Below are 13,766 nucleotides of genomic sequence, written 5' to 3'. Positions count from 1 at the left end.
TCCTTGTTCAATAAAAAAAGCCCACAATAATCCAGAGATTGAGAGTAAACTCCTAATCAACACGATTTGAACTGATTTCCACTGTCTGTAATCCGGAAGCCCGGCACGCCATTCAATGGACATTTGTTCGGTAATTGTTTAGCGTTGAGTTTACCTTTAATGTGTTAGAATTATTGTAGGCAGTAATTTTCAGGAAAAAAAATCTATTTCCCGATTTCATTCAACGACTGATTAATCTGCTTTAACCTTTCGTTGGTAGAATTAATATTTTTTTCGTAGTTCAGAGAAACTACTTCCGCATTGGTTCCCAGTTTAAGGGCACACATAGCCAAAGCATCCTGTTTATCTCTTACATCGAAGTTTTGTTCAAAATCTTTAATCATATTCTCGATCTGCTTCCCTACTTTACGCAAAGTTTCTTCCTCTGCTGCCGGTACGTTCAGCGGATACACTCTTCCTGCAATGTTGACGGTTATTCTCCTTATCTCCATTATAATCCACTGTTTTGAAGCTGAGCAATACAGAAATCAATTTCTTTTACCAATCTGTTGATATGGTTTTTCATTAACCTATTGTGTTCAGGATTTCCTGATATTGCTGAATAAAGTTTTATATTTTTTTGTTCTTCTGCTAATACCTGATTCTTTCTTCTTTCCTCATCATATTTCTTCTTCAACTCTTCATGCTCAATACTTAATTCTTTTAAATTTTCCGTAAGATTTTTATAGTTCTTTTGCAGAGTCGAAATCTTTCTCTCTAATTCTGAAAAATTGTTTTCTAAATCTTGAAGCATTTCAGGTTTGTATATTCTAACTAAAAGCAAAAATAAAAAAATAATAACACTAACAAAAATAAAACACTCTATATTTTGATATAACAATAAAAAAGGAGGTGCCAGCGCACCTCCTGTGTATTTTTCAGTGAAAATATTTTTATTCAAATTTCAGAACGAACATTACTGCTCTTGTCTGCAATGTAGAGATTGCAGATGACCAGTAAGGAGGTGTAGTAGCGTTATCCGCCACTTTTTCATTGTTCATGAAGAATGTTCCTCTTACGGCAGGAGTCAGTTTAAATTTGTTGAAATAAAACTGGATTCCCATTTCTGCAGACCATGCAAAGTTGTGCGTAGTAGATCTGAAGATTCCCTGCATGTTGTCGTCTGTAGAAGTTGCATTAGACTGAAGGTTTACGACGTAATTCACCCCTGCTGCAACATAAGGTCTTGAGTTGTACCATCTCTGGCCGTGAAGCTCCAAAAGTACCGGAATATCGATCAAAGTAGATTTAATTTCTCTTACTTTATCTTTTTCCTGTAAAGGGAATGGCATAAAAGGATCATTCGTTAAAGATCCCCCTGCATATATGTCATTGGATTGTGTATTAAAAGTCAACTGTCTTTGTGCAAACTGTAAACCTGGTTCTATTCTTACGTCAAGATAGTCATTCAGTCTCCATTTTGCAATAAGCCCGGCACCGAAACTATAGCTTTCCTTAGAGGTAACAAGGTTTTCATTATCATTCATCCCGTATTTCGGATGTAAAACAATGCGGTAATCCAGTCTGTTCCCGTTCAAATAAAACCCCCAACTGAATTTCTGTTCGTCGAAATCTTCCAACTTGTCCATTCTGTTTCGGGTTCTGAATTGCGCGTTTGCAAAAACGGCAACATTTACTGAGGTTAAAACCAGTGCTTTTAATAGAAATTTATTCATAGGTTACTTTGTTGCTTTATAAATTGTGGCTATACCTAAACTTAATTTTTTATATTCAACTTTCTTAAATCCCGTATCTAAAAGAATTTGCTTCATCTTCTCCCCGAAAGGAAAAGCATTTACAGAATCCGGAAGGTATGTATACGCCCTATTATCCTTAGAAACCAATCTGCCGATGGCAGGTAATATATTTTTGAAATAAAACATATAAAATGGTCCCATGAAACCCTCAACCTTTGAAAACTCCAGTATATAAACACTTTTGTTATCTTTAACTACTCTTCTTAACTCTGCCAAACCTTTGGTAAGGTTTTCAAAATTCCTTACTCCAAATGCAACGGAAACAGCATCAAATCTATTGTCCTCGAAGGGTAAATTTTCTGCATCTCCTTTTTGCATGGAAATTTTGCCGTCTAATTTAAGTTTTTTTATTTTAATAACGCCAACATTCAGCATTTGTTGTGATAAATCTAATCCAACTACTTTAGAACCGGTTCCTTTTTCAATAGTAATTGCCAGATCTCCTGTTCCTGTAGCCACATCCAGCACTTCCTGCGGATTATCATTTTTCATCCATTTTACCAGTTTATTTCTCCATAGAACGTCAATTTTCATGGATAAAACATGGTTCAGAAGGTCATACTTCGGTGCAATGTTGTCGAACATATCCTCTACCTGGCTTTTTTTGGTAGCCTCTGAATTGTAGGGAGTAACTTTGGTGATATCTTTTGTCAAAACTTAAAACTTGTAATATTCTTTGTAATAATTTAGGTAATCCTGCTTTCTGAAGATTTTGGATCGTGATTCCACTTTCTGGATATTTTTGATCACTTTGTCATAGTCTTCATCTACATTGTAATAAAAATCTTCTGTGTAAAGCTTATTGAAGCGTCTTGCTCCTCCGTAATAATCCTTTCCGTCGATAACCGTTTTATCAAGTGCTGTCAGCAACGAATCTTTTTTAAGATTATATCCGTAATACTGATCATTTACGTAGTAATCCTGATGGGTAATATTAATCAGACCACGAAGCTTATTCACTTCAAATGCTGAATCGTAAAGCATTTTCTTATTCTGATCAAAAACCTGAATAGAGTTTTTCCCTTTATTCAAATCCACATGCACATACTGCCCCGCTGAAATAATTCCTTCAGATCCGTTATTGATCTTAAAGTAATACGTATTCGGGGTAGGATTATCTACAACATAATAATTCTTCTTGGCTAAAAAAAGGAAGTAGATCCCAAAGGCAACGATAAATGCCACAGCTGCAATAAGTAAGCCTTTTAAGGACGAGTTGTTTTTCATAGATTGTAAAGTACAATTTTTGCAAATTTAATAATATTTTTAATTCTCCGTTATTAATATTAATTATTAACTTTGCATCTTTAAAAAAATCATATAAACGAATGCCGAATACGATCATTATTGGCTCTGGATGTTATATTCCGAACAGAGTTATTGGTAGAGATTACTTCATGAATTCCGAGTTTTATACTGAAGACGGGGTAAAGATTGAAAAGCCTGTGGAAGAGACCATTGCGAAATTTGTAGAGATTACAGAAATCGAAAACAGGAGATTCATTGAGGATGATCTTTCCAACTCACAAATCGGTTATGAAGCTGCAAAAATTGCCCTTGAGGACGCAAAAGTAAATGGCGAAGACCTGGATTATATTATTTATGCAAGCAATTTCGGGGAAGTTACTGAACACGGATATGCTGATTTTATGCCTACAATGGCAGCGAGAGTGAAGAATAAACTGGGAATCAAAAACAGAAAGTGCGTAACCTACGATATGCTTTTCGGATGCCCGGGATGGGTAGAAGCAATGATCCTTGCTGATAATCTTATTAAAGCTAAAGTAGCCAAAACCATACTTGTTATCGGAGGAGAAACTTTAAGCAGAGTAACAGATCCGCATGACAGAAACAGAATGATCTTTGCAGACGGTGCCGGAGCTGTAGTGGTAAAAGCTACAGATGAAGAGAATGTTGGAATTATTGCCCACAACACAATTTGTGATAACGGACCGGAATTAAACTATCTTGAAAACGCTCCTTCCATCAATAAAGAAGTAGATCAGAGACGTCTGTATGTAAGAATGTTAGGAAGAAAAATCTACGAATACGCTCTAAAAAATGTACCGGTTGCGATCAAGGATACCATTACTGATGCCGGTCTTTCTATTGAAGATATAGACAAAATCTTAATTCACCAGGCCAATGCTAAAATGGATTATGCAATGATTGAAAGACTTCATAAGCTTTATGACGTGAAAGAATACGATCATGCCATCTCTCCTATGACTATCCAGGATTTCGGAAACACTTCTGTAGCAACGATTCCTACCATGTACGATTTAATAATTAAAGGAAAAATGGAGGGTCAATCGTTTAAAGATAATGGTAACATTGTAATGACTTCGGTAGGTGCCGGAATGAACATCAATGCTATCGTTTATAGATTTCCTAAAAAGTAATATTTAAACCATTAAAAATATAAAAGCACAGGGAAGTTTATTCTTTGTGCTTTTTTTTGATCAGAACATGCAAAAGAATTTTTTAATCATCGCCGCAATCTTCCTTTTTCTGGAAGTGTATATTTATCAGGCCGTCAGAACACTTACCGATAATTTCTGGATCAGAATCGGATACTGGGTCATATCTTTAGCCGTGTATGGAATTTTCGCGTATGAAGTTACCCACTACCAAAGATCAGACAGAAGTATGGTAAGAGCTCAGATCATGATTTCGTTATTTTTAATCTTCATCCTTCCAAAGATCTTTATCGTTTTATTTTTATTGATTGATGATATTGTCCGAACGGGCGGTTACCTGATCGGTTTCGCCAAGCCATCGGAAAATTTCTTCCCGGAAAGAAGAAAGTTCCTGAGCCTGGTTGGATTGGGAATGAGCGGCGTTCTTTCCGCTCTTTTCATAGACGGGATTACATTTGGAAAGTACAGGCATAAGGTAAGAAGGGTAAGAGTAAATTTCGCCAACCTTCCGAAAAGTTTTAAAGGATACAAAATCATCCAGATTTCTGATGTTCACAGCGGCAGTTTCTCTGATCCCGGCAAATTAGAGCATGCCATTGAGCTGATTAATGAACAGAAGCCGGATCTGGTATTATTTACCGGAGATATGGTGAATAACGTTGCTGATGAATTTAAACCTTTTATTCCTCTGTTTTCAAAAATCCAGGCTAAGGACGGCAAGTTTGCGGTATTGGGAAACCACGATTACGGAGATTATGTAAGCTGGGAATCACCTGCAGCTAAAAAAGAAAACCTTGACACATTGATTGATTATGAAAAGCAAGCCGGATTTGATATGCTGAGAAATGAACACAGAGTGATTGAAAAAAACGGTGAAAAATTGTATATCCTAGGTGTTGAGAACTGGGGTTTGAAGCCATTCCCACAATTCGGAAAGATTGATGATGCTCTAAAAGGAGTACCAGAATCTGCCAATAAGATTCTGATGAGCCACGACCCTACCCACTTTGATTATGTGGTAAAAAAGCACCCCGCAAACATTCACCTGACACTTTCGGGACACACGCACGGGATGCAGTTTGGGCTGGATCTTAAGAATGTAAAATGGTCACCGGTACAATACAAATATCCAAAATGGGCCGATTTATACGAAAGTGAAGGGAAACTGCTGTATGTCAACAGAGGATTCGGAGTATTGGGCTATCCGGGAAGAGTAGGTGTATTGCCAGAGATTACGCTTTTTGAGTTGAGCTAGTGAAGTTCAAAGTTCAAAGTTCAAAGTTTAATGTTAGAGGTTTAGAAATTGAGTATTGTTGAACATGTGAATAGTTCTCCCTAATCCCTTTAATCTAATAGCTGCTACCTAACACCTAATATCTGCAACCTATAACCTGCAACCTAAAAAATATAATCTTTCATACGGGAAGTAGCCATTTCCCTGTCGTTAAGAAAAGTAAGGAGGGCATCTAATTTGTCCTCCATTTTTTTGCCCGAAAATAAGCTTCGGTAAAATGGAATATCAAAACGGTATTTCTTGAAATCCGTAAACTGCCATGTGTTCAGGTAGATCAGCACAAATTCTTCATTCTGCAAAGTTTCCAGTACCATATTCTGATAGTACTTCATCGGCAGAATCTGAAATACAAAATCATTATAGGGAAGCTGACTGTACGGAGAAATACTTTCCGGGACAATACTCAGCCCATCCTCCTCTATAATTTCAGTATCTCTTTTAAGCCTTTTGAAAGGAAAAAGAATATTGGCATTATCAATATTGGAGACATAATTGAATTCCATCATCTTTAACATTTCGTGAGAAACCTTTATGTCTTTCTGACGGATTCCTCTGATTTGTTTTTCCAGAAGATCCTGAATATTCTTCTTGGCATTTTCAATTTCTTCAGGATTTGAACCTTTGTTATAAAAAGCAATTTCATGCCCTTTGGATGAAATTGCTTTTATTAAATGATGAAGTTTTTCAGTAATAGAAACCTCTACAAAAAAACTTGATTTAACATCATGAATATCTAAAATTCTCAGAATCGCTCTGGTATTATCTTCAGTGATTTTTAATCGTTCTTCATCAGAAATTTGAGAGCCGTTTTTTACTCCAGCTTCAATACAAGTGATGTTAAAAGTCAATAATACCATTTAAATTAAATTTTATGTAAATTCTACAAAATATTAAAAATCAGATGTTAAATATATTTTTAATTAAAGTATTACTTTACATTATTAATCCTTGGCTAATTTTACCTTCAGATTCTTAATCATATCTTTTGTCATCTCAGAAATTCCGAAATCATACGTCAGACCCCAGTCTTTTTTAGCTACGGAATCGTCAATTGATGCCGGCCATGAATCTGCAATTGCCTGTCTGAAATCCGGGTTATAATCGATTGTAAAATCCGGAATTTCTTTTGTGATTTCTTCCGCCAGTTCTTTTGGAGTAAATGACATTCCGCCCAAATTATAAGAAGAACGAACCGTTAAACTTTCTTTAGGAGCCTCCATAAGTTTCAGGGTTGCATTGATAGCATCATCCATATACAACATCGGCATTCCTGTATTCTCCGAAATGAAACTTGTATACTTTCCGTCTTCAATTGCTTTGTAGAAAATCTCAACAGCATAGTCGGTTGTTCCACCTCCCGCCGGAGTCTTCCATGAGATCAATCCTGGATATCTGATACTTCTTACATCCACACCATATTTATCGAAATAGTACTCACACCACTTCTCCCCTGCCATTTTGGAGATTCCGTAAACGGTTGTTGGGTTCAACACCACATCCTGTCCTACGTCATGCTTTGGAATTCCTTTTCCAAATACTGCGATTGAACTTGGCCAGAAGATCTTTTTAAGAAGTCCTTCTTTTGCCATTTCACAAAAATGAAGCAGCGGTTCAAGATTCAGCTTCCACGCAAAAATTGGCTGCTTTTCCGAAGTCCCGGATAAAAGCGAAGCAAGGTGGTACACTGTAGTAATATCATAATCTTTGATTACCTGCCTTACCAACTGGGTATTGGTAACATCCATTCTTTCATAGTGTCCTGCAGAGGTAATTCCTTCCTGCCATCTGTCCAATCCTGAAGCAACAACGTTTTCCGCTCCGTGGATTTCAACAAGTCTGTTCGTCAATTCGGTACCAATTTGTCCCAAGGCACCTGTAATCAGTATTCTTTCCGTATAGGATTCCATTTTTCAGATTTTTTTTAGAATTGTACAAAAGTAAAAAAAACATGCCAACCATAATAAAAAAGGTATACTTTCGTACACCTTTTTATATTCCTGAAATTTGTAATTAAAAAGTAAGATTTACTCTGGCAAAAAGAAATCTGCCGTTCATCCCGAACTGAGAAACATTTCTCGAGTATACAAACTGATTCTGATTAGACAGATCGATAGTAGACGTATTAACATACACAAGGTTACCGGAAGCATCCAGAGAAGGAGTTTTTACCGTTGCCGGGCCGTAGTTTTTATCAGGATAAATATCAAACAAATTATTCGCCCCGATTGTCAGTTTAAAGTTTTTATTAAAATTATATCCAACAGACAGGTCGGTAATTATTTTTCCTCCCCAAACCGGATGTTCAGTAGCGACAGCCTGGCCGTTAATGATTTCTCCGCTTACGATTCCGTCCCCGTTAGCATCCATCGTATTAGGGTCGGTAACTTTCCCGAAATAAACATTTCTTAGCAGCACACTGAATTTATTAATCTCCAGAGCATTATTCAGGGAAGCTTTAAACCTTGGAATAGCTTCTTCAAGGTAAACACGGCTGGATTCCGAATAATACCTGTTGATCTGCCCTGCATTGATTAAAATATCAGAACCATGTATATCGCCTATCCTGTTCGTCTTTGACACCGTAACTGCAAAATCAGAATTCAAAGCTACCGACTGAGAAAACCTTGCTTTATGTGAAATCACCCCTTCAATACCCTTAGTCTGAGTATCAATCGCATTTGCGAAGAAAGTGGCAGCATTTGCATTGGCCTTATCAAAGGCAGTCTGTAATTTAGCAAGATCACTTCCCGCCGGATAGGTTCCCGTCGGTCTTGAAAACTGATCTGTTAAGACCACCCTGTTTTTAATCTTAATGTAATAACCGTCTACTGTGAATGTAAGATTCGCCTGTGGAATCTTAGCCGTAAAACCGGCAGAATAACTCACCGACTCTTCCTGTTTCAATTGTGGAATTCCAAGAATATGTGCTACATCGGAATCATTAGAAAACGTGCCTACTTCATATGCTGTTCCGCCCACAAACTGTGTCGCTGTAGCATTAAAATAAATCTGCTGTAAAGATGGAGCTCTGAATCCCGTGGAATGTGCCGCCCGGAGATTGATATGATCCGTCAGCTTATATCTTGTTGCCAGCTTATAGTTGAATGTAGAACCAAAGTCTGAATAGTTTTCATATCTCAAAGCAGCACTCACCAACCATTTATCCGTAACATCCAGCTCCGTATCCACATAAGCTGCTACAGACTGCCTCCCTTTATTTAAAGCATTTTCAGGACGAAAACCAGGGAATACCTGAGCTCCTCCGGGCCTTGTGTTTCCAAAAAAATCAGTAGGCTTTAGCGCAGCAGCTGTTGCAGGATTCTGAATCTTCCCATTAATATCATAAAGAGCCCATGAAGCTTCTTCGCCATTTTCTATTTTGTATTTTTCAAACCTCATTTCTCCTCCAAAGGCAATATTAAATCCTTTTAACCAGTCTAACTTTGTATCGAAATCTGCATTGATGGTATTTTGAGAGAATCCCAAGCCACCAGCATTAAACTCTCTTTTACCAGGATACAGCATGGATGCATTGGCTGTATTTTTTATTGTATAGTCAAAAGTATTGCTTCCGAAAGTGTTACTGAGATCATAATTAATATTTCCTAATTTTCCTTTAAACCCTGCTGCAAAAGAGAGATCTATAACATCAGAAGCAATTTCCGGTAAAAAACCATTAGGATATATTGACGTTGAAGTTCTGTTTTGATTGGGCCTTCTGTAAAACCCAGCTGCATTTCCCGCTCTGTAGGAGATTCCTCCAAAAGCATATCCCCGGATTGTTGAGGACAGATCAAATTCGGAGTTCATAAAAAACTGACCGGATCCTAATCTGGACTGCCCCACCCTCATATTAAAGTCGTCTCTTGTTAACCCTCTGTAGGCAAGTTCATTTTCAGTTACATCACCCTTCAGTAGATTCTGCAGGGCTGTAATTGTATTTGCCGACTGAATATCAGCCTGCTGTGCTGCAGTAAAATAATTGACATGCGGAGCATACTGATGTATATAATCTATAATTTGCTGCGTATTGGAAGTGTTATTGATATTTCCAAAAAGAGCGGAAATATTCACTCCTTTTTCTAACGCTCTTTGCTCAATAGCATTATATGCATTAAAAATATCACCTGCCGCCGACTTGGCTCTTCCGGTATCATTTCTGTTCAGAAAGCTTGCCGTAAAATTGACGAACCCATTATTACCAATTTTTGTTCCGTAATTAAGATCAAGCTGATATTTCTCTCCATCCCATCCTCCGGTATGATCATTAGCTCCTTTCGAATTAAATCCACCTCCCATAATTGCTGCGGTAAATGCATTCGTATTTTTTTTCATGATCACATTAATAACCCCGGCAATTGCATCAGAGCCATACTGCGCTGAAGCCCCATCCCTCAATACTTCCAGCCTTTCAATAGCAAAAGCAGGAATAGCATTCAGATCAGTCCCTACAGATCCTCTACCCGGAGAACCGTTAATATTAACCAGTGATGAAGTATGCCTTCTTTTTCCATTAAGTAAAACAAGTACCTGATCCGGCCCGAGTCCTCTCAATTGAGCTGGATCAACATGATCCGTACCATCTGCTACAGTTGTTGAATTGGAAGTAAAAGACGGCGCAGCATAGTTTAAGATCTGATTAAGATCGGTTTGCGGACTTAGCACAGATTGTGATCCAATATTGATAACATCCACAGGAACAGGAGTATCAGTTGCAACTCGGCTTTTATTTCTGGATCCTACAGTAATTTTAACTTCATCTACTGCCTTTACTTTTATAGAATCTTTCGTTTGTGCATTTAGGCTGGCTGACACAAAGACCAAGGTTCCCAAAAAGATAATTTTCTGGTAATTTTTTTTCATGTATTTTTTTTTCAAATGTAATGATTCAAATTTTAAAAAATGAAAATAATATCATAAAAAATCCAAATTAATTAAATATTATACAATAAAATTAAATAAATAAACACATAAACAAAATAAAATTTAAAAAATATTAACAAATACAAAAAGTAAAGTATAATTTTCATATTCATAATAAAAACAACCATTTACACAAAAAAATCAATAATTTTGTTGTAAGAAAAAACAATCATATGAAGAAGATTTTAATTGCTTCGATGCTTTTGGCTGCACAGCTCAGCTGGGCACAATTTACTGACATCAATATTATCAAAGAAGTACAGGTAAAAAAGAAAGGTGTTGTAGTCTCTGCACATCCGTTAGCCAGTGAAGCAGGAGCCAAAATCTTAAAGATGGGCGGAAATGCCTACGATGCTGTTACCGCAACACAATATGCCCTTGCTGTAGTGTATCCGCAGGCCGGAAACATCGGTGGCGGAGGATTTCTCGTAGGTGTAAAGAATAATGGTGAAAAATTCACACTGGATTACAGGGAAACAGCTCCGAAAAAGGCTTCCCGTGATATGTATATTGATAAAAAAGGAAAGGCAGATACAGATTTATCCCAGAACGGCAGACTTGCAGTAGGCATCCCGGGAAGTGTAGCAGGATTTTTTGCTACGTTGAAATACTGTAAACTTCCTATGGAAAAGATTATTCAGCCCGCCATTGATCTTGCTGAAAAAGGATTTGCCATCACAGACAAAGAGGCAGAAATGCTGAATAACCAAAGAGAAAAATTCCAGAAACATAATAAATCTTCCATCATTTTTGTAAAAGATACCCCATGGAAAGCCGGAGATCTATTGGTTCAAAAAGATTTAGCTGAAACTTTGAAACTGATCCAGAAACAGGGAGCTAAAGGTTTTTATGAAGGAAAAACAGCTGAACTTTTAGTTGCTGAAATGAAAAGAGGGAACGGAATCATCACATTGGAAGATCTTAAAAACTATAAAGTTGCTGAGAGAAAAGCATTGGAATTTGATTACAAAGGAAACGATGTTGTCACCATGCCTTTACCATCAAGCGGCGGAGTGCTACTTGCCCAGATGCTCAGAATGGCCAGTTTTGAAAACCTTGAAAAATATCAGCAGAACTCAACAAAAGCAGTTCAGATTATGGCTGAAGCAGAAAGAAGAGCGTTCGCAGACAGAGCTGAATATATGGGTGACCCGGATTTTATTCAGGACAAGACCTCTTACCTGATCTCTGATGATTATCTGAAAGGGAGATGGAAAAGTTTTAGTTTTGACAAAGCAACACCAAGTGCAGAAGTCGGTAAAATCATAGCACAACCGAAAGAATCAATGCAGACCACACATATTTCCGTATTGGATAAGGATGGAAATGCAGCTTCTGTAACCACGACTCTTAACGGATATTACGGAAGTAAAGTTTTAGTTACGGGAGCAGGATTCTTTTTAAATAATGAAATGGATGACTTTTCAATCAAACCCGGAGTACCGAATATGTTCGGAGCTGTGGGTGGAGAGGCCAATTCAATACAGCCCAACAAGAGAATGCTTTCTTCAATGACGCCAACGATTATTCTTAAGAATGGAAAACCTTTTATGGTTGTGGGAACTCCCGGAGGCACTACAATACCGACTTCAGTATACCAATCCATTGTGAATGTGGTTGATTTTAAGCTAAATGCGAATATGTCGGTCAATGCACCAAAATTCCATCACCAGTGGCTTCCTGAAACCATAACGGTTGAAAATAATTTTCCGGAAAGTACTATTTCTGAACTGAAAAGCAAGAATTACGTCATTGAAAAGACGAAGTACATCGGAAAAACAGAAATGATTGTTCTTGATGAAAACGGAAATATTCACGCAGTAGCAGACGGCCGTGGAGATGATTCTGTAGCAGTGGAATAAACTACATATTAATATATAAATAGAGTCATGGCTTCATTCTTCGAATGAAGCCATGACTTTTTAATTAATTTATAAAACAAGGTCAACAGATTCTTTTGAATGACTTTTGTCATGTTTTCAGATAAATTTTCTTAATTTTCGCCCTTAAAAAAACAAAACGACTGTTCTTTGAAAGCAAAAAAAATACACCATCAGCTTTATTTCCAGGTGATTATCGCCATCATTGCGGGTATTCTTCTTGGAAAATTTTACCCTGAATTGGGAGAAAAGATGAAACCATTGGGGGATGGATTCATCAAATTGGTAAAAATGATTATCGCTCCGGTAATTTTCATAACCCTTACTTTAGGGATTGCCCATATGACCGATTTGAAAAAAGTAGGCAGAATTGCAATCAAGGCAATGATCTATTTTTTTACCTTTTCAACCCTTGCTCTTATCATCGGATTAGTGGTAGGAAATATTCTGCAGCCGGGACATGGTTTGAACATTGATCCTGCTACCCTTTCGGGCGATGTTTCACAATACCAGGCAAAAGCTCATGAATCTACTCTTACGGGTTTTATTATGAATATTATTCCGGAGACATTATTCAGTCCTTTGGTGGGTGATAATATCCTGCAGGTTCTTCTGGTTGCTATTTTAATGGGAGTTGCTTTGGTTTTAACAAAAGAAAAGAGCCAGAAAGTAACTGATTTTCTACAGGATTTGTCGACTCCGGTATTTAAAATCGTCCATATGCTCATGAAACTTGCCCCGATAGGAGCTTTCGGTGCTATGGCCTTTACCATCGGAAAATATGGACTTCATTCTGTACTGAATCTTATATTCCTGGTAGGTACCTTTTATATTACGTCTATCCTTTTTGTGGTCCTGGTACTGGGAGCGGTGGCATGGTATAACGGATTTAATATTTTCAAACTTCTTTTTTATCTTAAGGAGGAGCTTCTTCTCGTTCTGGGCACAAGCTCTTCAGAGTCTGCCCTACCGGGAATTATGGAAAAACTTGAAAAAGCCGGCTGCTCACGGGCTATTGTAGGCCTTGTAGTTCCTACCGGATATTCTTTCAATCTTGACGGAACAAATATTTATATGACACTGGCCTCTCTCTTTATTGCACAGGCATTAAATATTCATCTTCCTCTCGAAAAGCAACTGATGCTTCTTTTGGTAGCCATGTTAAGTTCAAAAGGCGCAGCTGGTGTCACAGGTGCCGGGTTTGTTACGCTTGCAGCAACATTGGCCGTAGTTCCTGAAATTCCGATTGCAGGAATGACTTTAATTCTTGGAATTGATAAGTTCATGAGCGAATGCAGAGCTTTAACCAATGTTATTGGAAATTCTGTAGCTACAGTTGTAGTGGCCAACTGGGAAAAACAACTTGATAAAAAGCAACTTCAATACTGTCTGGAACATCCGGCTGAAGTGGAAAAGAAACTGGAAGTGTAGACAGGTGGCAGATGGCAGGTTT

Annotated in this window: 12 protein-coding genes; 4 read left to right on the top strand and 8 right to left on the bottom strand. The window is 37.5% G+C overall.

Translation table 11 applies throughout. The features are described from left to right. Positions 1–203: 203 nt before the first annotated feature. Genes ACLI50_RS10125 through ACLI50_RS10105 form a run of 5 tightly spaced genes read right to left on the bottom strand, consistent with a single transcriptional unit; the run spans position 204 to position 3,023 of the window. On the bottom strand, positions 204–491 hold the full coding sequence (locus ACLI50_RS10125; RefSeq protein ID WP_110009403.1) for a cell division protein ZapA: 288 nt from the start codon (positions 489–491) through the stop codon (positions 204–206). Continuing rightward, complete coding sequence (locus tag ACLI50_RS10120) at positions 491–940, bottom strand: FlxA-like family protein (protein ID WP_238349710.1); 450 nt, start codon at positions 938–940, stop codon at positions 491–493. The genes ACLI50_RS10125 and ACLI50_RS10120 overlap by 1 nt, the downstream gene beginning before the upstream one ends. Then, the gene (gene porT / locus ACLI50_RS10115) at positions 933–1,715 is read right to left on the bottom strand and encodes a type IX secretion/gliding motility protein PorT/SprT (RefSeq protein ID WP_202844028.1); all 783 of its coding nucleotides are present in this window, start codon (positions 1,713–1,715) and stop codon (positions 933–935) included. The genes ACLI50_RS10120 and porT overlap by 8 nt, the downstream gene beginning before the upstream one ends. 3 nt (positions 1,716–1,718) lie before the next feature. Continuing rightward, complete coding sequence (gene ubiE / locus ACLI50_RS10110) at positions 1,719–2,450, bottom strand: bifunctional demethylmenaquinone methyltransferase/2-methoxy-6-polyprenyl-1,4-benzoquinol methylase UbiE (protein ID WP_002980528.1); 732 nt, start codon at positions 2,448–2,450, stop codon at positions 1,719–1,721. Between the two features lie 3 nt (positions 2,451–2,453). Continuing rightward, positions 2,454–3,023 (bottom strand): hypothetical protein, encoded by a 570-nt coding sequence (locus tag ACLI50_RS10105; protein ID WP_062670900.1) that lies wholly within the window; start codon positions 3,021–3,023, stop codon positions 2,454–2,456. Positions 3,024–3,124: 101 nt separating this feature from the next. Here ACLI50_RS10105 and ACLI50_RS10100 point away from each other — a divergent pair, with 101 nt between their 5' ends. Both ACLI50_RS10100 and ACLI50_RS10095 read left to right on the top strand, forming a co-directional pair. Then, positions 3,125–4,198: a 3-oxoacyl-ACP synthase III family protein gene (locus ACLI50_RS10100; RefSeq protein ID WP_343640199.1), complete on the top strand. Its 1,074-nt coding sequence runs from the start codon at positions 3,125–3,127 to the stop codon at positions 4,196–4,198. Between the two features lie 67 nt (positions 4,199–4,265). Then, complete coding sequence (locus ACLI50_RS10095) at positions 4,266–5,471, top strand: metallophosphoesterase (protein ID WP_202844030.1); 1,206 nt, start codon at positions 4,266–4,268, stop codon at positions 5,469–5,471. Positions 5,472–5,614: 143 nt separating this feature from the next. On the opposite strand, the gene ACLI50_RS10090 is transcribed toward ACLI50_RS10095, so the two are convergent. The 3 genes from ACLI50_RS10090 to ACLI50_RS10080 all read right to left on the bottom strand — a co-directional run bounded on the left by ACLI50_RS10090 (position 5,615) and on the right by ACLI50_RS10080 (position 10,373). Continuing rightward, positions 5,615–6,367: a polysaccharide deacetylase family protein gene (locus ACLI50_RS10090; protein WP_202844032.1), complete on the bottom strand. Its 753-nt coding sequence runs from the start codon at positions 6,365–6,367 to the stop codon at positions 5,615–5,617. Between the two features lie 84 nt (positions 6,368–6,451). Beyond that, on the bottom strand, positions 6,452–7,417 hold the full coding sequence (locus ACLI50_RS10085) for an NAD-dependent epimerase/dehydratase family protein (protein WP_110009408.1): 966 nt from the start codon (positions 7,415–7,417) through the stop codon (positions 6,452–6,454). A 103-nt stretch (positions 7,418–7,520) separates the two neighbouring features. Next, the gene (locus ACLI50_RS10080; protein WP_411413685.1) at positions 7,521–10,373 is read right to left on the bottom strand and encodes a TonB-dependent receptor plug domain-containing protein; all 2,853 of its coding nucleotides are present in this window, start codon (positions 10,371–10,373) and stop codon (positions 7,521–7,523) included. Positions 10,374–10,606: 233 nt separating this feature from the next. Between ACLI50_RS10080 and ggt the strand changes: the two genes are divergently transcribed. Next, positions 10,607–12,295 (top strand): gamma-glutamyltransferase, encoded by a 1,689-nt coding sequence (ggt, locus tag ACLI50_RS10075; RefSeq protein ID WP_202844036.1) that lies wholly within the window; start codon positions 10,607–10,609, stop codon positions 12,293–12,295. A gap of 168 nt (positions 12,296–12,463) precedes the next feature. Continuing rightward, positions 12,464–13,744, top strand: coding sequence for a dicarboxylate/amino acid:cation symporter (locus ACLI50_RS10070; protein ID WP_411413684.1), 1,281 nt, complete (start codon positions 12,464–12,466; stop codon positions 13,742–13,744). Positions 13,745–13,766 lie beyond the last annotated feature (22 nt).

This window comes from Chryseobacterium cupriresistens (genome assembly GCF_046614675.1).
Classification (GTDB): domain Bacteria; phylum Bacteroidota; class Bacteroidia; order Flavobacteriales; family Weeksellaceae; genus Chryseobacterium; species Chryseobacterium cupriresistens.
The sequence above is the reverse complement of the archived record's forward strand: the minus strand, read 5'-3'. Positions and strand labels throughout refer to the sequence as shown.

Coding starts and splice junctions, on each gene's coding strand:
- ACLI50_RS10125 (WP_110009403.1), bottom strand. CDS start 491: ATGGAGATAAGGAGAATAACCGTCAACATTGCAGGAAGAGTGTATCCG.
- porT (WP_202844028.1), bottom strand. CDS start 1,715: ATGAATAAATTTCTATTAAAAGCACTGGTTTTAACCTCAGTAAATGTT.
- ACLI50_RS10105 (WP_062670900.1), bottom strand. CDS start 3,023: ATGAAAAACAACTCGTCCTTAAAAGGCTTACTTATTGCAGCTGTGGCA.
- ACLI50_RS10100 (WP_343640199.1), top strand. CDS start 3,125: ATGCCGAATACGATCATTATTGGCTCTGGATGTTATATTCCGAACAGA.
- ACLI50_RS10095 (WP_202844030.1), top strand. CDS start 4,266: ATGCAAAAGAATTTTTTAATCATCGCCGCAATCTTCCTTTTTCTGGAA.
- ACLI50_RS10090 (WP_202844032.1), bottom strand. CDS start 6,367: ATGGTATTATTGACTTTTAACATCACTTGTATTGAAGCTGGAGTAAAA.
- ACLI50_RS10085 (WP_110009408.1), bottom strand. CDS start 7,417: ATGGAATCCTATACGGAAAGAATACTGATTACAGGTGCCTTGGGACAA.
- ACLI50_RS10080 (WP_411413685.1), bottom strand. CDS start 10,373: ATGAAAAAAAATTACCAGAAAATTATCTTTTTGGGAACCTTGGTCTTT.
- ggt (WP_202844036.1), top strand. CDS start 10,607: ATGAAGAAGATTTTAATTGCTTCGATGCTTTTGGCTGCACAGCTCAGC.